The sequence below is a fragment of the Acidovorax sp. sic0104 genome, from assembly GCF_019219095.1.
GTDB lineage: Bacteria > Pseudomonadota > Gammaproteobacteria > Burkholderiales > Burkholderiaceae_C > Acidovorax.
Map to the genome: position 1 here is coordinate 38,526 of NZ_JAHUWH010000027.1, position 17,030 is coordinate 55,555.

Genomic DNA, 17,030 nt, shown 5'->3' on the forward strand with positions numbered 1-17,030 from the left:
GTCCCGTGCCAGACAAGGCGGTCCGGGGGGCGGCGCTACATTGCCAGCATGAAAATCTTCCGCTCCTACTCCGAAGTCAGTGCCTGCGTGGGCCAGGAGGTCGCCGTGACCGAATGGATCACCATCACGCAGGAACAGGTCAACCTGTTCGCCCAGGCCACGGGCGACCACCAGTGGATCCATGTGGACCCGGAGCGTGCGAAGGCCGGGCCGTTCGGCGCGCCGATCGCGCACGGGTTTCTCACGCTGTCGTTGATCCCGCAGTTCTTCGAGACGGGCCTGACCATCGAGGGCTCGCGCATGGGCGTGAACTACGGGCTCAACAAGGTGCGCTTCACGGCGCCCGTGCCTGTGGGAAGCCGCCTGCGGGCACGCCTGACGCTGCAGGCTGCCGAGCCTGTGGCGCCCGATGGCATCCAGATGACGTGGCTGGTGACGGTGGAGCGCGAGGGCAGCGACAAGCCGGTGTGCGTGGCAGAGTCGCTGGCGCGCAATTTCGGCGCACCGGCGTAGAAGGACAACCCCCTGAGCGGCTGTGCCGCTTCCCCCTTCTCTCGAATGGCTGCGCCATTCGGGAAGGGGGACACCGCCAGCGCGGCGGGGCGGCCCTTGCGCGGCGGTCGCTGGCCTGGATCGCGCGTGTTCCACGGACTGCGCTCTCGTTAGACGCTCGTGTTTTTAGGCAGGAGGCTTGAACCATGGACCGTCTGCAAGCCATGAAAGTCTTCGAGCGCGTGGTGGAGGAGGGCGGCTTTGCCGCCGCCGCCCGCGCCATGGACATGTCTCCCCCGGTGGTCACCCGCATGGTGGCCGAGCTGGAGCAGCACCTGGGTACCCGCCTGTTGCAGCGCACGACACGCAAGCTGGCGCTCACCGACGCAGGCGAGGCTTACCTGCAGCGCGTGCGCACCATACTGCACGAGATCGACGATGCCGAGGCCGCCGCTGCCGCCAGCACGCGCGACTTGCGCGGCACGATCCGCATCGTGGCGGCCCCCGTGCTGGCCAGCAACTTCCTGGCGCCCATGGTGGCGCTGTGGCATGCCCACCACCCCAAGCTGATGCTCGACATCAGCATCGACGCGTTTGCCATGGCCCGCGTGGACGAGTTCGATGTGACCATCATGGTGGCGGGCGAGGACTTCGACGCCAACATCGTGGCGCGGCCGCTGCTGCAGGGAGAGGCGATCGTGGTCGCATCGCCCGACTACCTGGAGCGCCGGGGTATCCCGCGGGAGCCGCAGGACCTGGTGCACCACGACCACCTGCGCGACTCCGGCATGGCTGCCCGTTCGCAGGCGGGGCCGGGGCGCAAGCTGCGCCTGCAGTCACTTAGCGGCAACCAGCCCGCGCAGGAAATCGACGTACCGGCCGTGCTGCAGTCCGTGAGCACCGAACTGCTGCTGCGCGCTGCGGTGGACGGCGCCGGCGTGGCGGTCACTTCGCGGCTGCTGGCGGAAGAGCATCTTGCGCGAGGCGAACTGGTGCACATACTGCCCGCCTGGATCTTCTCGCGCTACACCATCTATGCCGCGCTGCCATCGGGGCGCATGCTGCCGGCGCGTACCAGGGTGTTTCTGGATTTTCTCAGCGAACAGGTTCCGCTGGCGATGGCGGAACAGCGGCACCAGAAGGGCTAGTGCCTGCGGTCAGCTCAGTTGCGCAAAGCCGCTGATGATCGTGCCTTCGGGTTCCACTTCGATCCCGCCATCCGGCATGGCGAAGCTGTTTTGGCGCCAGGCTTCGAACACCGTCACCGCGACCGCATTCGACAAATTGAGACTGCGCTGGCCTGCCACCATCGGAAGGCGCAGCCGTTGCGCAGGCGGGAAGCTGTCGCGCAGTTCGGGCGGCAGGCCGCGTGTCTCGGCGCCGAACACCAGCCAGTCGCCCGCGAAGAACGGCGTGGAGTGCACAGGCTGCGAGCCGTGCGTGGTCATGGCGAACATGCGGGTCGGGTCGGGCTGGGCATCGCGCAGAAAGGCGGTCCACCCCGCGTGGCACTGCACCTGTGTGTACTCGTGGTAGTCGAGACCCGCACGGCGCATCTGCTTGTCGTCCATCGAGAACCCCAGCGGTTCAATCAGGTGGAGCGTGCAGCCCGTGTTGGCCGCAAGGCGAATCACATTCCCGGTGTTGGGCGGGATTTCGGGCTCGACAAGGACAATATGAAACATATGCCGTCATTGTCTTCGTCTTCGGTGTGAGTTGAGCAACCGCTCGTAATCAAAAGTATCCCGTCAGTCGGTGCCCGTGCGCGCCAGCACCACCGCCGTGACATGCGCCACGCCTGTCTCGCGCAGCGCCTGGGTGGCGGCGTGCAGGGTAGCTCCGGTGGTCATCACATCGTCCAGCAGCACCACATGCTGTCCCCTCAGTGCGGCGGCGCGGCCCGGCTCGACCGCAAAGGCGCCGTGCAGATTGCGCAGGCGCTGAGCCCGCGGCAGGCCGCTCTGGGATTGGGTGGTTGCCGTGCGCAGCAGTGTGTGGGTGTCGGCTTTCGGGCCGGCCAGTTGCCGGGCCAGCAGCGCCGACTGGTTGAAGCCTCGTTCCCGCAGGCGCTGGGCGGACAGCGGAACGGGCAGCACCCGGTCCGCTGCGTCCAGCGCGGGCTCTATCCGGGGCGTGCTGCGCACCAGGGTGGCCAGCGTGCCGGCCCACCCCGCATCGCCCCGGAACTTGAAGTCCCCAAGGATGTCCGCCCAAGGGTAGGCATAGTCCACCGCCGCCATGCAGGCATCGAAGAGCGGCGGGTGCAGCGTGCAGGCGCCGCAGACGGTGGTGCCCTCGGGCACCCGCAGCGCGCAGCGCTGGCAGCGCGGGGCGGGTTGTGCGAACCGCGCCGCGCAGGCATCGCAGACACGTTGCGACGGCCAGGCGTGGCATACCGCGCACTGGCTGGGGACGCGGCCAGCCATGGCGCGTGCTTGGCGTGAAATCCCCAGAAGGGCCTTGAAGAGCATGAATCAATATACTCGCGCGTCCCCTGTACACCCATGTCTTCCGAGCGCCCCCCCACCATCGACCCCGCCGCCGCAGCCCGCTGGCATGCCGCAGCGCCTGCCGCATCGCCCTGGCTCCATGAAGAGGTGGCGCGCCGCATGGAAGACCGCCTTCAATGGATACGCCAGCCCCCCGAGTCCTGGTGCCACTGGGACGCCGTGCGCGGCGGGCTGCAGGCCCATTCGCTGGTAAGCGCACGCTATCCCAAGGCGCGTTGCCAGGTCTACGAGAGCGCTCCCGGCCGTGATGGCGCCGCGCAGCAGGCGCTGGCCAAGCCCTGGTGGAGCCCCGCGCGCTGGGGCGTCGGCGGCCCGCAGTTCGGCCTGCCGGCCGATGCGAGCGTGCAGATGCTGTGGGCCAACATGGCGCTGCACACGGCGGCTGACCCGCAGGCGCTGATCGGCCAGTGGCACCGCGCCCTGGCAGTGGATGGCTACCTGATGTTCTCTTGCCTGGGGCCCGACACGCTGCGCGAATTGCACGCCGTCTATGCGGCGCTCAGCTGGCCGCCCGCTGGGCATGCGTTCACCGACATGCACGATTGGGGCGACATGCTCGTGCACGCCGGCTTTGCGGAACCGGTGATGGACATGGAGCGCGTCACACTGACCTTTGCCACGCCCGAGCGGCTGGTGCAGGAACTTCGCGAGCTCGGTTGCAACCTGCACCCTGAGCGTTTTGGCGGGCTGCGCGGCAAGCGCTGGCGTGATCGGTTGTACCGGACGTTGGCAGATCGCCTGGCAGACCCGGCGCAAGGTGGTCAGCTGGCACTGACTTTCGAGATCATCTACGGCCACGCCTTCAAGCCCGCGCCCCGCGTGCGCGTGAGCGAAAGCAGCGCCGTCTCGCTGCAGGACATGCGCGCCATGCTGCGCCAGGGTGGCAAGGACGGCGGTCCGGGCGGTGGAGCCCGCCACGCCTGACCGGGCGGGTCTGGCAAGGGTTTTCCAGACTTGATTTCGACGAGTGTTGCTCGAGCGGCGCACCCATGTGGGGGTATCGTCTTCACTTGCAACAGCGTGTCAATGACATGGAACAAGGCACGCTACAATTCAGGGTTATTGGGCTTTCGGGCACATCCTCGCGCAACGTGACGGCTGCACAGCCTTGCCAGCATTTTTTCTGGTGCGGTGGCAGCCGGCAGTCTAGTGAACTCCACCGGTGACAGCCTTGGTCTTTCGTTTTGCCACTGTCTCGGGTCAGCGCATCGATTGGCGCCTGGCTCGCAACTGCTCGGTCACCCCCGCGCAGATGGGGTGGATGTACCTGTCGCTGTGTTCGGTATCGCTGGGCATAGCGACTTTTTTCTGGATGCTCGGAGCCCGGCTGGTCATGCCTTTCGCATGGCTGGAGATAGTGGTTGTTGGTTTGGCATTCGCCATGTACGGACGTCATGCGGCCGACGGCGAGAGGATTTCGCTGCAGGGTTCGCGCCTTGTGGTGGAGCAGGAGACAGCAGGCAAGCTGAAACGCGCCGAATTCGACCGGAACTGGGTCCGCGTGGAACCCAAGACCGGCGACCGATCGCTGATCACCTTGTCTGCCCAGGGACGTTCGATCGACGTGGGGCGGCATGTGCGCCCCGAGCTTCGGCCGGCCCTGGCATCGGAGATCCGCATGGCCTTGCGCGCCGCCTGACCCCACGCAGGCGCACGCAGAGGATTGGTTAAATTGAAGCTTAGAAGTAAGTGAGAACTATGAAGAGCATTTCCAACAAGCTGGCTTCTCTGCTGCTGATTGCCGGTGCATGGGTAGGTTCCGTAGCCCATGCCGTTCAGGACCTGCCTGGCGGCCCTGCAGTCAACCAGCTGAACCTGGCTCCACCCGTCACCAAGATCGCAGAAGAGCAGCATTTTCTGCACTGGATGATGCTGATCATCTGCACGGTGATCTTCGTGGCAGTGTTCTCCGTGATGTTCTACTCCATCTGGAAGCACCGCCGCTCCAAGGGCGCCAAGGCGGCCAACTTCCACGAGTCCGTCACCGTCGAGGTGGTCTGGACCATCGTCCCCTTCATCATCGTGATCCTGATGGCACTGCCTGCCACCAAGGTGCTGGTGGCGCAAAAGGACACGACCAACGCCGACCTCACCATCAAGACCACGGGCTATCAGTGGAAGTGGGGCTACGACTACATCACCGGAGAAGGTGAAGGCCTGGCGTTCATCTCCACGCTGGACAGCAGCCACCGCGTGATGTCCGATAGCGGCAACGTGAAGGAAGCGCCCGCCAACTACCTGCTCAAGGTGGACAACCCGATGGTGGTGCCGGTCAACAAGAAGATCCGCATCATCACCACCGCCAACGACGTGATCCATGCCTTCATGGTGCCCGCCTTTGGCATCAAGCAGGATGCGATCCCCGGCTTCGTGCGTGACACCTGGTTCCGTGCCGAGAAGATCGGCGACTACTACGGCCAATGTGCCGAGCTGTGCGGCAAGGAACATGCGTACATGCCCATCCACGTGAAGGTCGTCTCCGCAGAGGACTACACCGCATGGGTGGCCGACCAGAAGAAGAAAGCCGCCGCCAAGCTGGACGACCCGACCAAGGTCTGGACGCTGGACGACATCATGAAGCGGGGCGAGAAGGTGTATGCCGCCAACTGCGCGGCCTGCCACCAGGCCAACGGCAAGGGCGCCGGTCCCATCAAGCCGCTGGACGGCTCTGCAATCGTGCTGGATGCAGATCACGCCAAGCAGATCCAGATATTGCTCAAGGGCGCAGCCAATGGTGCGATGCCTGCCTGGGCACAGCTCAGCGATACCGATATTGCCTCTGTGGTGACCTACACGAAGAATTCCTGGTCCAACAAGACCGGACAGCTGGTGCAGCCTGCTGAAATCGTGGCCCAGCGCGGCAAGTAATCATCGCCCAACGTATTGAGGAATCCAACATGAGCGCAGTTCTCGACAACCACGGGCACGCTGGCGACCACGCACACGACGACCATGGCCACCATGGTCCCACCGGCTGGCGCCGCTGGGTGTTCGCCACCAACCACAAGGACATCGGTACGCTGTACCTGCTGTTCTCGTTCACCATGCTGATGATCGGCGGCATCCTGGCACTGCTGATCCGTGCCGAGCTGTTCCAGCCCGGCCTGCAACTGGTGAATCCCGAGCTGTTCAACCAGCTCACCACCATGCACGGCCTGATCATGGTGTTCGGCGCCATCATGCCGGCCTTCGTGGGCTTTGCAAACTGGATGATCCCGCTGCAGATCGGCGCATCCGACATGGCCTTTGCCCGCATGAATAACTTCAGCTTCTGGCTGATGATTCCTGCGGCCCTCATGCTGGTGGCATCGTTCTTCATGCCCGGCGGTGCACCTGCTGCCGGCTGGACGCTGTACGCGCCACTGACGCTGCAGATGGGTCCCTCCATGGATGCCGGCATCTTCGCGATGCACATCCTGGGTGCCTCGTCCATCATGGGCTCCATCAACATCATCGTGACCATCCTGAACATGCGCGCCCCCGGCATGACGCTGATGAAGATGCCCATGTTCGCCTGGACCTGGCTCATCACCGCCTACCTGCTGATCGCCGTGATGCCTGTGCTGGCCGGCGCCATCACCATGACGTTGACGGACCGCCACTTCGGCACCAGCTTCTTCAACCCCGCTGGCGGCGGTGACCCGGTGATGTACCAGCACATCTTCTGGTTCTTCGGCCACCCCGAGGTGTACATCATGATCTTGCCGGCCTTCGGCATCATCAGCCAGATCGTGCCCGCGTTCGCCCGCAAGAAGCTGTTCGGCTACGCCTCCATGGTGTACGCCACCTCGTCGATCGCCATCCTGTCGTTCATCGTGTGGGCCCACCACATGTTCACGACCGGCATGCCCGTGACTGGCCAGCTGTTCTTCATGTACGCCACCATGCTGATCTCCGTGCCCACGGCCGTGAAGATCTTCAACTGGATCGCTACCATGTGGCGCGGCTCCATGACGTTCGAGACTCCCATGCTGTTCGCCGTGGGCTTCATCTTCGTGTTCACCATGGGTGGCTTCACCGGCCTGATCCTGGCCATGGCGCCCATCGACATCCAGCTGCAGGACACCTACTACGTCGTGGCGCACTTCCACTACGTGCTGGTGGCCGGCTCGCTGTTCTCCATGTTCGCCGGCGTCTACTACTGGCTGCCCAAGTGGACGGGCGTGATGTACTCCGAAAAGCGCGGCCAGATCCATTTCTGGGGTTCGCTGATCACCTTCAACATCACGTTCTTCCCCATGCACTTCCTGGGCCTGGCCGGCATGCCCCGCCGCTACGCCGACTACCCCATGCAGTTCGCCGACTTCAACGCCATTGCTTCGGTGGGTGCGTTCGGTTTCGGCCTGATGCAGGTGTACTTCTTCCTGGCGGTGGTTGTGCCCGCCATGCGCGGCAAGGGTGAAAAAGCGCCTGCCAAGCCCTGGGACGGCGCCGAAGGCCTGGAATGGGAAGTGCCATCGCCCGCACCTTTCCACACCTTCGAGAACCCGCCCAAGCTGGATGCCACGGCAACCCGCGTGATCGGTTGATGCCATGCCCATGACGCCCGAGCAAAAGAAGAGCAACCTGCGGATGGCATTGATCCTTGCATCCGTGGCGGTGGTGTTCTTCGTCGGGTTCATGGTCAAGGTGGTTCTGCTGTCCCGCTGAACGAATACACCCATTGCCATGAGCCTGCGCCGCGAAAACGCCAAGATGGTCGGCAAGCTGGTCGTGATTGCGGCCGGCATGTTCGCCTTCGGCTATGTGCTGATCCCCATCTACAAGCACATCTGCGAGATGACGGGCATCAATATCCTGTCGCTCTCAGAGCGGCAGGTGCCGGGCAACGGCGTGGCCGGCAAGGACGTGAAGGTGCCTGCCAACACGCAGGTGGACAAGAGCCGCACGATTACCGTCGAGTTCGACGCCAATGCGCGCGGCCCCTGGGACTTCAAGCCAGCGCAGCGCTCGGTGCAGGTGCATCCCGGCGAATTGACCACGGTGATGTACGAGTTCCAGAACGTGCAGAACCGCCGCATGGCAGCCCAGGCCATACCGAGCTATGCGCCGCGCCAGGCGGCTGCGCATTTCAACAAGCTAGAGTGCTTCTGCTTCAACCAGTACACCCTCGAGCCCGGTGAGAAGAAAGAGTGGCCCGTTGCCTTCGTGATCGATCCACGACTGTCCAAGGATGTGACCACGATCACGCTGTCCTATACCTTCTTTGAAGTCGGCGGCAAGACGCCTGCGGCTCCGGAATCGACAGCGGCTGTGGGCAGTGTGCTTCCGGCGGCATTGGCGACGGGAGCAGGGTCATGAACGCGCCACGGGGGCAGCAGCCCGCTTCGGCCTCCAAACCGCACGAGCGCAGGGGCTCGCTGCTGCGCACGGTGCGCGCCGTGGCTTGGTCGCTGATTGGCCTGCGCAAGGGCAGCGAGTACCAGCAGGATGTGGAAAAGCTCAACCCGCTGCACATCATCGCTGTGGGTCTCGCGGCGGTTTTCCTGCTGGTGATCGGCCTGATAGGGCTGGTGAACTGGATCGTTTGAGTTGCGTGAGTCATAGATGAATACGGGTCGAGTCGGTTGGGAAAGACGTACCCCGAAGACAAGACCGAGACAAACAAAGAATTTTGAGAGCCAGGAGCTGAAATGAGTGCATCGACCCACGGCGGAACCCCGTACTACTACGTGCCTGCAGAGTCTCGCCACCCGGTGATGGCGGCGGCCGGCCTGTTCTTCGTCATCCTGGGCGCAGGCCAATGGATCAACGGTCACGACTGGGGCAAGTATTCCCTGGCGCTGGGCTTGGTGTGGTGGCTGTTCGTGCTGTACCAATGGTTCGGCGATGCGGTGCGCGAGAGCCAGGGTGGCCTGTACGGCCACAAGATCGACATCTCGTACCGATGGAGCATGAGCTGGTTCATCTTCTCCGAAGTGATGTTCTTCGGCGCCTTCTTCACCGCCCTGTGGTGGGCCCGTACGCATTCGGTGCCTGCGCTGGGCAGCCTGGACAACGCGCTGCTCTGGCCTGACTTCAAGGCCGTGTGGCCCAGCATCGCGGCCGGCGTCACGGCGTCGCCCGCAGGCATCGTGGAGCCCTTCCAGACCGTGGGCCCCTTCTGGCTGCCCACCATCAACACCGCGCTGCTGTTGACATCGGGCGTGACGCTGACCATTGCCCACCACGCACTGCGTGAAAACCACCGTGGCAAGACCATCGCCTTCATGTGGGCGACCGTGCTGCTGGGCTTCGTGTTCCTGCTGGTGCAGGGCTACGAGTACTACCACCTGTACACCGATCTGAACCTCAAGCTCAACTCGGGCGTTTTCGGCTCCACCTTCTTCATGCTGACGGGGTTCCACGGGTTCCACGTGTTCCTGGGCATGCTGATGCTGCTGGTGATCACGCTGCGCCTGCAGAAGGGCCATTTCACTGCCGACAAGCACTTCGGCTTCGAGGGCGCCGCCTGGTACTGGCACTTCGTGGACGTGGTCTGGCTGGGCCTGTACGTGCTGGTCTACTGGATGTAGGCTGGCGGCGTGCCGAGAAACCACAGAAAAGCGCCGCAAGGCGCTTTTTTGTTGGTCCTGCCAGCGCCGGCCATCTGAAAGGCTGGCGACGTGGGGCGGGGCGCTAGGCGCTCGCGTCCGAAGGTTTGAAGACTTGCCAGAGGGCGTTTACCGGCTTGCTGGCAGGCCGGTGGGCTGTATGTAGCCGAGCTTCCAGGCCAGCAGCAGGCACAAAAACAGCACAATGGACAACCCGACACGCACCGCCAGCGCCTTGGCCATGTGGTTGCCTTTGGCCCGGTCATCCTTGTCGCTCCGGCCTCTGCGCATCATGAAGAACAGTGCCGATGCGAGGCTGGCCAAAATAGCGATGAACGCCACCACCACAAGATATTTCATGGAGCCCATTATCCCGTGACCGCTCTCCAACGTCCCGTCGGCCTGCGTTTCTGGCTGATCGCGCTGGCTGCGCTGGCGTGCATGGCCACAACGGCATCGCTGGGTCGCTGGCAGCTGTCGCGAGCGGCCGAGAAAGAAGCGCTGCAGGCCGCGCTGGACAAGCGCGGGCGAATGCCGGCGATCGATGGTGCAAGCCTGTTCGCCAGCGCCAGTCCCGCCGCCACCGCAGCGGACGCTGAGCCGCTCGTTCACCGCGTTGCCTTGCTGGAAGGGCGATGGCTGCCGGCCCACACCGTGTTCCTTGACAACCGGCAGATGCAAGGCCGCCCGGGCTTCTTCGTGCTCACGCCGCTGCAACTGAGCGCGCCCGGTGGCGGGGTGGTGCTGGTGCAGCGCGGGTGGGCACCGCGCAATTTCCAGGACCGCACACAGTTGCCGCAAATCCAGACGCCGGCAGATGCCAACGTGCGGGTCGAGGGGCGCGTTGCTGCGTCGCCTTCGCGCCTGTATGAGTTCCAGGGGGCCGATAGCGTTCAGGGGTCTTCCCGCATCCGGCAAAATCTCGACCTGGCAGCGTTTCGCACCGAGACCGGTCTTGCGCTCGCCAACCTCACGGTGCTCCAGACGGACGCAGCGAGCGATGGCTTGCAACGCGACTGGCCTGTGGTCGGCGCCGGGGTCGACAAGCACTACGGTTACGCATTTCAATGGTTCGGGCTCTGCGGCCTGATTGCACTTCTCTATGTCTGGTTCCAACTCGTCCGACGGTTCATTTGCCCGCGCAGCCAGCCTGCCGCCTGAGGGCCCCGGGGACGAACATCCCCTGGGCCTGACCGTGCACACGCTGCCTGCCGCAGATGACGCTGTGGCGTCGGCGCAGCGCACGCAACATGGCCGCTGGAAGATGCTGGGCGTGCTGCTCATCTGTGCGGCCCCGGTCGTCGCCTCGTACTTCACCTACTACGTGATCCGACCCGAAGGGCGGCGCAACTATGGCGAGTTGATCGACCCCCAGCGCACCATGCCGGCATTGTCCGCCACGGCGCTCGATGGCAAGCCGGTGCAGTTGTCCTCGCTCAAGGGCCAATGGCTGTTGGTGAGCGTGGGCGGTGGCACCTGCGACGCATCGTGCCAAAAGCACCTGTACCTGCAGCGACAACTGCGTGAAAGCGTAGGCCGGGAAAAGGATCGCGTGGACTGGGTGTGGCTCGTGAACGATGGCGCACCCGTGCCCGCCGAATTGCAGCCCGCTCTTGCGAAAGCCACGGCTCTGAGGGTGGACGCTGCGGCGCTGGGTGACTGGCTGGCCCCTGCCGAAGGTCACCAGTTGGCGGACCACCTGTACGTGGTCGATCCGATGGGCAACTGGATGATGCGTTTCCCCGCCGCCATGGACAGCTCCGGCGCGGCCAAGGCCAAGCGCGACCTTGAACGTCTGCTGCGCGCATCCTCGTCCTGGGACGAGGCCGGCCGGCCCGGAAAGCCCTGATGATGGACACGCCGCAGCCTCTGTACGACCTCGCGCCGCTGGCCCGCATGATGCTGCTGGGCGTCGTCATCGCGCTGGGCCCTCTGGTGTGGGTGGGCCTGCGCAACCGGGGCAGTTCACCGCTGCGGCGCCTTCAGGCGCTCACGGTGCTCACTCTGTTCCTCACGTTCGACCTGGTGCTGTTCGGCGCCTTCACGCGCCTGACGGATTCGGGCCTTGGCTGCCCGGACTGGCCCGGCTGCTACGGCAGCGCCAGCCCCATGGGCGCCCACGGTGAAATTGCCGCAGCCCAGCAGGCGATGCCCACCGGCCCCGTGACGCATGGCAAGGCCTGGGTCGAGATGATCCACCGCTACCTCGCCACAGGTGTCGGCGTGCTCATCATCGTGCTCACGATTTCGGCATGGGTGCAGCACCGCCGTGCCGCGCGCGGCCAGGGCGAGCGGCCCCCGCTGAGCCCCTGGTGGCCGACATTCACGCTGTTCTGGGTGTGCCTGCAGGGTGCCTTCGGTGCGCTGACGGTGACCATGAAGCTCTTTCCCGCCATCGTCACGCTCCACCTCATCGGCGGCCTGGTGCTACTGGCACTGCTGTGTGTGCAGGCGGTGCGCCACACGCACAGTGCGCGGGGCAAGGCCCCCGTCGCCGTGTCCGCCGCTCTGCGCCATGGCCTGGTCTTGACGGGCGTGCTGCTGGGCGCGCAGGTGGTGCTGGGCGGCTGGGTCAGCACCAACTATGCGGTGCTGGCGTGCACAACCTTCCCCACCTGCCAGGGCAGCTGGTGGCCCGCCATGGACTTCAGCCAGGGCTTCCAGGTCTGGCGAGCGCTTGGCATGCTGCAGGATGGAAGCCACATCAGTTTTGCAGGCCTCACGGCCATCCACTACGTGCACCGCCTGGCGGCGTACGTGGTGCTGCTCGCGCTGGGCCTGACGGCATGGCGCCTGCACCGCACGGACGCGCTGCCGGTGCAGGCTCGATGGCTGGCCGGGCTTGCACTGCTGCAGTTGGCGACCGGTTTGTCGAACGTGGTGCTGGACTGGCCACTTGTCTCCGCCGTGCTGCACACCGGCGGCGCCGCGGCGCTGGTGGTGGTGCTGACCTGGGTCCTGGCGTCCAGCCGTGTGGCAGCCGCCACCCACAATGTCCCCGCGCGCCCGAGCGCATCGAGAGTCTCCGCATGACCGCTGCCCCCGCCCTTGTTTCCCCGCCGTCACGCTTCGCGCAGTTCTATGCCCTGACCAAGCCGCGTGTCGTGCAGCTGATCGTGTTCTGCGCACTCATCGGCATGGTGCTGGCCGTCCCGGGCCTGCCCTCGGCAGCGCAGTTCGGCCTGATGGCCATGGCGTGCCTGGGCGTCTGGCTGGTGGCTGGCGCGGCGGCAGCCTTCAACTGCATCGTCGAGCAGGGCATCGACGCCAAGATGAAACGCACCGCCTGGCGACCCACGGCCAAGGGCGAGCTTTCCAACGCGCAGACGCTGCTGTTCTCGGCCGTGCTGTGCGCTGCCGGCTCGGCGCTGCTGTACTTCTGGGTGAACCCGCTGACCATGTGGCTCACCTTCGCCACCTTCGTGGGCTATGCGGTCGTCTACACGGTGATCCTCAAGCCGCTCACGCCGCAGAACATCGTGATCGGCGGCGCGTCCGGCGCCATGCCGCCCGTGCTGGGTTGGGCCGCCATGACGAACGATGTGGGACCCGAGGCGCTGATTCTGTTTCTCATCATCTTCCTGTGGACCCCGCCGCATTTCTGGGCGCTGGCGCTGTACCGCGTGGAGGACTACCGCAAGTCTGGCCTGCCCATGCTGCCCGTCACCCACGGCAACGAATTCACGCGGCTGCAGGTGTTCCTCTACACGCTGATCCTGCTCGCGGGCTGCCTCATGCCCTTCGTTTATGGCATGAGCTCGTGGATCTACCTGGCGGCCGCACTGGTGCTGAGCGCTGGCTTTTGCGGCTATGGGTTTGCGCTGTGGCGCAACTACTCGGACGCGCTGGCGCGCAAGACCTTCCGTTTTTCCCTCATCCACCTGAGCGCGCTGTTCGCCGCGCTGCTGGTGGACCACTACGTACTGTGAATCCCCACCATGCGCAAGAGAAATGCTCTTAAAACGATAGCTGTTGCCGCCCTGTCCGTGGGCGGTAGCGCGCTTTTTTCTGCCTGCACCGAAAAGAAGGCCGAGTTCCGCGGCGTGGACATCACCGGCGCCGACTACGCGCGCGACCTGCCGCTGACCGACCACAATGGCCAGCCGCGCCATATCGCGGACTTCGCGGGCAAGGTGGTGGTGGTGTTCTTCGGCTTCACGCAGTGCCCCGACGTGTGCCCCACGTCGATGCAGGAGCTGGCCGAAGTCAAGCAGATGCTGGGCAAGGACGGCGAGCGCCTGCAGGGCATCTTCGTCACGGTGGACCCGGAGCGCGACACGCCCGAAGTGCTCAAGGCCTACATGACCAACTTCGACCCTAGCTTCCTGGCACTGCGCGGCACGCCCGAGCAACTGGCCGCCGTGGCCAAGGACTTCAAGATCTACTACAAGAAGGTCGACGGCAAGACGCCCACGAGCTACACCATGGACCACTCCGCCGGCAGCTACGTGTACGACACGGCCGGCCGCCTGCGCGTGTACAACCGCTACGGCAGCGGCGCCCAGGCGCTGGCCTCGGATGTCAAGGCGTTGTTGAGCGAAGCGGCCTGAGCCGCCTGCCACGGGCAGCGGCAGAAACTGCCGCGTTCGATGCACAAAGAAAAGGGCCCGCTGTGCGGGCCCTTTCTCATTGCGCCTGTGGCGTACGCAGTGCGACTTTACTCGGCCTTGATGCCGCGCATGGCGATCACCCCGCCCAGCAGGCTGGTGTCGGCCTTGATGCGGTTGGCCAGACCTTCGGGCGAGGTGCCTGCGACCTGCCAGCCCTGCTGGAACAGCTTGCTGCGCACGTCCTGGCTGCGCGCGATCTCGCTGATGGCGGCAGCCAGCTTCGCCTGGATGGGCTTGGGCATGGTCGCAGGGGCCGCGAACGCATTCCAGATCTCCAGGTTGAAGCCTCGGATGCCTGCCTCTGCCAGGCTGGGCACATCGGGCACCAGCGGGCTGCGGCCGGCGGACGTCACGCCGATGGCGCGCAGCTTGCCCGAGCGCACCTGGGCCTGGGCGAGCGCGGGCGGCAACAGGGCCATCTGCAACTGGCCGCCCAGCATGGCCGTCGCGACCTGCGGGTAGCCAGGGTAGGGCACATGCACCGGGTTGATGTTGCTGCGCGACTTGAGCAGCTCGGTGCCGATGTGGCCCACCGTGCCCACGCCGGGCGTGCCATAGCTCCACTTGTCGCCGCCATTGCGGGCTGCCACGAAGAACTCGCGTGCATCGGCGGTGGCAGGCAGGCCAGGCTGGCTCACGGGGGCCGTCAGCACCAGCGGCGAGGTGCCGATGAGGCTCAGGGGCGCCAGGTCCTTCAGCGGGTCGTAGGGCACGGCGGGGTTGAGCATCTTGGCGATGGTCATGTTGCCGTTGATCATCAGGCCGATGGTGTGGTCGTCACGCGCCTTGGCCACGGCATCGGCACCGATGTTGCCGCCAGCGCCCACCTTGTTCTCCACGATCACCGGCTGGCCCAGCACCTTGGACAGCGGCTCCGAGAACGTGCGCGCCGTCAGGTCTGGCGACGATCCGGCCGGGAAGCCCACGATGATCTTCACGGGCTTGGTGGGCCAGTTCAGCGGTGCGGCTGCTGCAGCGGTGGCGGGCCTGGCGGCGTTGTTCTGGGCCAGGGCCCAGGGGGATGCGGCAGCCAGGGCGATCATCAGCAGCGACGCACGGCGGAAAACGGGGCGTGACATGGGGTCTCCTCGGGAATGTTGGGGCCAAAACGACACGGGGCCCCAGAACTGGGGCCCCGTGAGGCAATTTCTGCTTGGCGTTGAATATACCGTGCGTGTGCGTCCTTGCGGACGCCCCGGTCATGCGCTCGATCAGGTCAGGCGTATTCGGCCAGCGCCTTCTTCATCTTCTTCATGGCCGCTACCTCGATCTGGCGGATGCGCTCGGCGCTCACGCCATAGACCGCGGCCAGTTCGTGCAGCGTCATGCCGCCCGTGCCGTCGTCGTTGACCTTGAGCCAGCGCTCTTCCACGATACGGCGGCTGCGGTCGTCCAGGCTCTCAAGGGCGGTGGCAATGCCGTCGGTGGCCAGGGCATCGCGCTGGCGCGACTCGATCATGGCGGTCGGCTCATGCGATGCATCGGCCAGGTACGCGATGGGACCGAAGGCTTGTTCACCATCGTCCGAGGGCGCAGGGTCCAGCAGCACATCGCCGCCGGACATGCGGGTCTCCATCTCGATGACTTCTTCGCGCTTCACGTTGAGCTGCTCGGCGACGGCGTTGATCTCGCTGTCGGACAAGGTGTCGCGGTGCGTCGCGGCGTCGGCCGCAGCCGCATCCGCCTTGAAACCCTGCTTCATCGACCGCAGGTTGAAGAACAGCTTGCGCTGGGCCTTGGTGGTCGCGACCTTGACCATGCGCCAGTTCTTCAGGATGTATTCGTGAATTTCTGCCTTGATCCAGTGCATCGCGTAGCTCACCAGGCGCACCCCCTGGTCAGGGTCGAAACGCTTGACGGCCTTCATCAGGCCCACGTTGCCTTCCTGGATCAGGTCGCCGTGGGGCAGGCCGTAACCCAGGTATTGGCGAGCAATGGAGACCACCAGGCGCAGATGCGACATCACCAGACGTCCGGCAGCGTCCACGTCATTGTTGTCACGCAACTGGCGCGCGTAGGTCTGTTCTTCTTCGGGCGAGAGCAGCGGCAGGCGGTTGACGGCCGAGATGTAGGCGTCCAGATTGCCCAGCGGGGGCACGAGCGCCCATGGGTTGGACGGTGCCAAAGTCGTCGTCGCGGTTCCATACTGAATGTTCATTCCAGGAATCCTTTCCTCTAAGCCGTGAATGTTAGCACTCAGTCTGATCGAGTGCTAAGCCCCAAGTTCCCGTCTGGTTGTTTGTATATCCTGAGCGTGCGAACGCGAGTGTCGATTCCACTCGAGTTTTGTATTTTTCTCATTGAGTTTTGTATTTTTTGAGTGCTTAAAAATATCGTAACTATTTGATTTGTAATGAAAAATTCTCTTTTTATGCCGTTTCATCAATTTTCCGTGTCCGCCTTTTAAGCGGATTTCAGGAAATTTGTCCCCATCGCTTTGAGAATCGGATCGTGCTTTGGTTGCGTCGCAACGCGGCTTAGCCAGCAGTTGAAAGTACCTTGTTAGTAAGCGGTTGCTTACTTTTTCTACTGCATTAGTAGGAAGAAGTTTGTGAAATTTCGCCCCTATCGATGTGGGCCTAAGCATTGGGAGCAGCGGCGCCCCTCCCCTTTCCAAGGATTGCAGTCGAGCGCGGGAAAATTCCGATCACCGTGGCTAGCTACCCGCTAGCAGTGTTGAGTGGCACTTCCGAAAAAGAAGCGTTTGCTCCTTGGCGCACCACACGCAATACAGTCCTTTGGCTTACGGTCTTGCTAACTGTCGCATCCCGGATGATTGCATAGACTCTAAACGCTATCCACTCTTCATGGCGCGAGCCGTTCTGCAAGAGTTGATAGAGTCGTTTCAATCCACCCAGGGAGTGAAGCCATGTTGATAGCCCTGC

Annotated in this window: 21 protein-coding genes; 15 read left to right on the forward strand and 6 right to left on the reverse strand. The window is 64.3% G+C overall.

Annotated features, from left to right (window positions below):
• Window positions 1-48 precede the first annotated feature (48 nt).
• Together KW835_RS25385 and KW835_RS25390 are read left to right on the forward strand one after the other, a co-directional pair.
• Window positions 49-513, forward strand: coding sequence for a MaoC family dehydratase (locus KW835_RS25385; RefSeq protein WP_218387529.1), 465 nt, complete (start codon window positions 49-51; stop codon window positions 511-513).
• A gap of 185 nt (window positions 514-698) precedes the next feature.
• A complete protein-coding gene (locus KW835_RS25390) occupies window positions 699-1,640 on the forward strand; it encodes a LysR family transcriptional regulator (protein WP_218387530.1) in 942 nt (313 codons plus the stop codon).
• Between the two features lie 9 nt (window positions 1,641-1,649).
• On the opposite strand, the gene trmL is transcribed toward KW835_RS25390, so the two are convergent.
• Together trmL and KW835_RS25400 are read right to left on the reverse strand one after the other, a co-directional pair.
• Complete coding sequence (trmL, locus tag KW835_RS25395; RefSeq protein WP_218387531.1) at window positions 1,650-2,177, reverse strand: tRNA (uridine(34)/cytosine(34)/5-carboxymethylaminomethyluridine(34)-2'-O)-methyltransferase TrmL; 528 nt, start codon at window positions 2,175-2,177, stop codon at window positions 1,650-1,652.
• A gap of 63 nt (window positions 2,178-2,240) precedes the next feature.
• Window positions 2,241-2,963 carry a ComF family protein gene (locus tag KW835_RS25400; protein WP_218387532.1) on the reverse strand — a complete coding sequence of 241 codons (723 nt, stop codon included), beginning with the start codon at window positions 2,961-2,963 and terminating at the stop codon, window positions 2,241-2,243.
• Between the two features lie 33 nt (window positions 2,964-2,996).
• On the opposite strand from KW835_RS25400, the gene KW835_RS25405 reads away from it, so the two are divergent.
• The 8 genes from KW835_RS25405 to KW835_RS25440 all read left to right on the forward strand — a co-directional run bounded on the left by KW835_RS25405 (window position 2,997) and on the right by KW835_RS25440 (window position 9,517).
• A complete protein-coding gene (locus KW835_RS25405; RefSeq protein ID WP_218387533.1) occupies window positions 2,997-3,926 on the forward strand; it encodes a biotin synthase in 930 nt (309 codons plus the stop codon).
• Window positions 3,927-4,164: 238 nt separating this feature from the next.
• Window positions 4,165-4,641 carry a DUF2244 domain-containing protein gene (locus KW835_RS25410; protein WP_218387534.1) on the forward strand — a complete coding sequence of 159 codons (477 nt, stop codon included), beginning with the start codon at window positions 4,165-4,167 and terminating at the stop codon, window positions 4,639-4,641.
• A 59-nt stretch (window positions 4,642-4,700) separates the two neighbouring features.
• Window positions 4,701-5,870, forward strand: a complete 1,170-nt coding sequence (gene coxB / locus KW835_RS25415; RefSeq protein ID WP_218387535.1) for a cytochrome c oxidase subunit II — start codon at window positions 4,701-4,703, stop codon at window positions 5,868-5,870.
• Window positions 5,871-5,899: 29 nt separating this feature from the next.
• Complete coding sequence (gene ctaD / locus KW835_RS25420) at window positions 5,900-7,531, forward strand: cytochrome c oxidase subunit I (protein ID WP_218387536.1); 1,632 nt, start codon at window positions 5,900-5,902, stop codon at window positions 7,529-7,531.
• 10 nt (window positions 7,532-7,541) lie between these two features.
• The gene (locus KW835_RS25425; protein ID WP_218296306.1) at window positions 7,542-7,652 is read left to right on the forward strand and encodes a cytochrome oxidase small assembly protein; all 111 of its coding nucleotides are present in this window, start codon (window positions 7,542-7,544) and stop codon (window positions 7,650-7,652) included.
• An 18-nt stretch (window positions 7,653-7,670) separates the two neighbouring features.
• Window positions 7,671-8,303: a cytochrome c oxidase assembly protein gene (locus tag KW835_RS25430; RefSeq protein ID WP_218387537.1), complete on the forward strand. Its 633-nt coding sequence runs from the start codon at window positions 7,671-7,673 to the stop codon at window positions 8,301-8,303.
• Window positions 8,300-8,533 (forward strand): DUF2970 domain-containing protein, encoded by a 234-nt coding sequence (locus KW835_RS25435; RefSeq protein ID WP_218387538.1) that lies wholly within the window; start codon window positions 8,300-8,302, stop codon window positions 8,531-8,533. Before KW835_RS25430 ends, KW835_RS25435 begins: the two co-directional genes overlap by 4 nt.
• 102 nt (window positions 8,534-8,635) lie before the next feature.
• The gene (locus KW835_RS25440; RefSeq protein WP_218387539.1) at window positions 8,636-9,517 is read left to right on the forward strand and encodes a cytochrome c oxidase subunit 3; all 882 of its coding nucleotides are present in this window, start codon (window positions 8,636-8,638) and stop codon (window positions 9,515-9,517) included.
• A gap of 147 nt (window positions 9,518-9,664) precedes the next feature.
• On the opposite strand, the gene KW835_RS25445 is transcribed toward KW835_RS25440, so the two are convergent.
• Complete coding sequence (locus KW835_RS25445; RefSeq protein WP_218387540.1) at window positions 9,665-9,895, reverse strand: twin transmembrane helix small protein; 231 nt, start codon at window positions 9,893-9,895, stop codon at window positions 9,665-9,667.
• A 15-nt stretch (window positions 9,896-9,910) separates the two neighbouring features.
• On the opposite strand from KW835_RS25445, the gene KW835_RS25450 reads away from it, so the two are divergent.
• From KW835_RS25450 to KW835_RS25470, 5 genes are read left to right on the forward strand one after another with little or no spacing between them, the layout of a single operon-like run.
• Window positions 9,911-10,696: an SURF1 family protein gene (locus KW835_RS25450; protein WP_218387541.1), complete on the forward strand. Its 786-nt coding sequence runs from the start codon at window positions 9,911-9,913 to the stop codon at window positions 10,694-10,696.
• Entirely contained in the window at window positions 10,638-11,384 is a 747-nt protein-coding gene (locus KW835_RS25455; protein ID WP_218387542.1) for a hypothetical protein, read from the forward strand. The genes KW835_RS25450 and KW835_RS25455 overlap by 59 nt, the downstream gene beginning before the upstream one ends.
• A gap of 2 nt (window positions 11,385-11,386) precedes the next feature.
• On the forward strand, window positions 11,387-12,568 hold the full coding sequence (locus tag KW835_RS25460) for a heme A synthase (RefSeq protein WP_218387550.1): 1,182 nt from the start codon (window positions 11,387-11,389) through the stop codon (window positions 12,566-12,568).
• Window positions 12,565-13,464: a heme o synthase gene (cyoE, locus tag KW835_RS25465; RefSeq protein WP_218387543.1), complete on the forward strand. Its 900-nt coding sequence runs from the start codon at window positions 12,565-12,567 to the stop codon at window positions 13,462-13,464. Before KW835_RS25460 ends, cyoE begins: the two co-directional genes overlap by 4 nt.
• Window positions 13,465-13,473: 9 nt before the next feature.
• Entirely contained in the window at window positions 13,474-14,085 is a 612-nt protein-coding gene (locus KW835_RS25470; protein ID WP_218387544.1) for an SCO family protein, read from the forward strand.
• Between the two features lie 107 nt (window positions 14,086-14,192).
• On the opposite strand, the gene KW835_RS25475 is transcribed toward KW835_RS25470, so the two are convergent.
• From KW835_RS25475 to KW835_RS25485, 3 genes are all read right to left on the reverse strand, one after another.
• The gene (locus KW835_RS25475; RefSeq protein ID WP_218387545.1) at window positions 14,193-15,224 is read right to left on the reverse strand and encodes a tripartite tricarboxylate transporter substrate binding protein; all 1,032 of its coding nucleotides are present in this window, start codon (window positions 15,222-15,224) and stop codon (window positions 14,193-14,195) included.
• Window positions 15,225-15,361: 137 nt separating this feature from the next.
• Complete coding sequence (gene rpoH / locus KW835_RS25480) at window positions 15,362-16,303, reverse strand: RNA polymerase sigma factor RpoH (RefSeq protein WP_218387546.1); 942 nt, start codon at window positions 16,301-16,303, stop codon at window positions 15,362-15,364.
• 502 nt (window positions 16,304-16,805) lie between these two features.
• Window positions 16,806-17,030: hypothetical protein (locus KW835_RS25485; RefSeq protein WP_218387547.1), on the reverse strand; the 225-nt coding region annotated here is incomplete at its 5' end.

Coding starts and splice junctions, on each gene's coding strand:
- KW835_RS25385 (WP_218387529.1), top strand. CDS start 49: ATGAAAATCTTCCGCTCCTACTCCGAAGTCAGTGCCTGCGTGGGCCAG.
- KW835_RS25390 (WP_218387530.1), top strand. CDS start 699: ATGGACCGTCTGCAAGCCATGAAAGTCTTCGAGCGCGTGGTGGAGGAG.
- trmL (WP_218387531.1), bottom strand. CDS start 2,177: ATGTTTCATATTGTCCTTGTCGAGCCCGAAATCCCGCCCAACACCGGG.
- KW835_RS25400 (WP_218387532.1), bottom strand. CDS start 2,963: ATGCTCTTCAAGGCCCTTCTGGGGATTTCACGCCAAGCACGCGCCATG.
- KW835_RS25405 (WP_218387533.1), top strand. CDS start 2,997: ATGTCTTCCGAGCGCCCCCCCACCATCGACCCCGCCGCCGCAGCCCGC.
- coxB (WP_218387535.1), top strand. CDS start 4,701: ATGAAGAGCATTTCCAACAAGCTGGCTTCTCTGCTGCTGATTGCCGGT.
- ctaD (WP_218387536.1), top strand. CDS start 5,900: ATGAGCGCAGTTCTCGACAACCACGGGCACGCTGGCGACCACGCACAC.
- KW835_RS25425 (WP_218296306.1), top strand. CDS start 7,542: ATGACGCCCGAGCAAAAGAAGAGCAACCTGCGGATGGCATTGATCCTT.
- KW835_RS25430 (WP_218387537.1), top strand. CDS start 7,671: ATGAGCCTGCGCCGCGAAAACGCCAAGATGGTCGGCAAGCTGGTCGTG.
- KW835_RS25435 (WP_218387538.1), top strand. CDS start 8,300: ATGAACGCGCCACGGGGGCAGCAGCCCGCTTCGGCCTCCAAACCGCAC.
- KW835_RS25440 (WP_218387539.1), top strand. CDS start 8,636: ATGAGTGCATCGACCCACGGCGGAACCCCGTACTACTACGTGCCTGCA.
- KW835_RS25445 (WP_218387540.1), bottom strand. CDS start 9,895: ATGAAATATCTTGTGGTGGTGGCGTTCATCGCTATTTTGGCCAGCCTC.
- KW835_RS25455 (WP_218387542.1), top strand. CDS start 10,638: ATGTCTGGTTCCAACTCGTCCGACGGTTCATTTGCCCGCGCAGCCAGC.
- KW835_RS25460 (WP_218387550.1), top strand. CDS start 11,387: ATGGACACGCCGCAGCCTCTGTACGACCTCGCGCCGCTGGCCCGCATG.
- cyoE (WP_218387543.1), top strand. CDS start 12,565: ATGACCGCTGCCCCCGCCCTTGTTTCCCCGCCGTCACGCTTCGCGCAG.
- KW835_RS25470 (WP_218387544.1), top strand. CDS start 13,474: ATGCGCAAGAGAAATGCTCTTAAAACGATAGCTGTTGCCGCCCTGTCC.
- KW835_RS25475 (WP_218387545.1), bottom strand. CDS start 15,224: ATGTCACGCCCCGTTTTCCGCCGTGCGTCGCTGCTGATGATCGCCCTG.
- rpoH (WP_218387546.1), bottom strand. CDS start 16,303: ATGAACATTCAGTATGGAACCGCGACGACGACTTTGGCACCGTCCAAC.